We start from the raw sequence: 1,073 nt of genomic DNA on the forward strand, positions 1-1,073 counted from the left end.
AGCATACCAACCTACCCACCGCCCCCGCGCCCCTCCGGCGTCCGCGAGGTCATCGGCTACAACTGGCCCCTGTACGCGGCCGGGCTCGGCGCGACAGCCGCCGGCCTCGCCCTCGCACCGCACCTTCCCCGCATCCCGGCCGCCCTCGCCCGCACCGGCGCGCTCACGGCCGCCGCCCTGCTCGCCGGCAGCACCGCCGCAAGCTGGTGGGTCTACGACCGCTCCGCGCTCCACTCCCTCGACTGGCTCGGCGACCTGCTCCCCGACGGCCCCGGCGACCACCTCGTCATAGCGACCGGACTCGACGAGACCAGCCGGACCCTGAGCGAGCAGCACCCCCGCACCCGCCAGCAGATCGTCGACCTCTACGACCCGGCCCTCACCACCGAAGGATCCATCCGCCGCGCCCGCCGCCGCGTACCCCCACGCCCCGGAACCCTGCCCGGCCGCCCCTCCCGACTCCCCGTCGCCACCGCCTCCCAGCACACCGTGTTCGCGGTCTTCGCCGCCCACGAACTGCGCCTGGCACCCGACCGGGAGGCACTGTTCGCAGAAATCACCCGCACCCTGCGCCCCGGCGGCACCCTCGTCCTCGTGGAACACCTGCGCGACGGCCCGAACACCGCCGCCTTCGGCCCCGGGGCCTGGCACTTCATGCCCCGCCGCGAATGGCTCCGCCTCGCCCGCGGCGCCGGCCTGCACGCCGTCGCCGAAACGAAGATCGCCACCCTCGTCACGGCCTTCACCTTCCGACGGAGCTCCGCATGAACCACCTCTTCACCCTGGAGGGCCAACTCCGGCTCGTCGGGCTCGCCCTGGTCGCCATGGGCGTCTTCCACATCGTCCTGCCCCGCCTGGTCGACTGGCCCGCCGACCTCGCCGCCACCAGCCTGCTGACCCGCCAGGTCTCCTACGCCCACCTCTTCTTCATCGGCCTGACCTGCGTCCTGCTCGGCCTGCTGCCGCTGTGCCACGCCCCCGCACTCCTGGCCCGTACCTCACTCGGTACGGCGCTCCTGGCGGGCCAGACCCTGTTCTGGGGCGCCCGCTGGGCATTCCAGTTCCTCTACTTC

Annotated in this window: 1 protein-coding gene; it reads left to right on the plus strand. The window is 73.4% G+C overall.

The window, feature by feature from the left end:
- A partial coding sequence (locus tag ACFWVD_RS28305; RefSeq protein ID WP_379247916.1) for a class I SAM-dependent methyltransferase occupies positions 1 to 768 on the plus strand: 768 nt, incomplete at its 5' end.
- Positions 769 to 1,073: the final 305 nt, after the last annotated feature.

Source organism: Nocardia sp. NPDC058666, from assembly GCF_042714895.1.
Lineage (GTDB): Bacteria > Actinomycetota > Actinomycetes > Mycobacteriales > Mycobacteriaceae > Nocardia.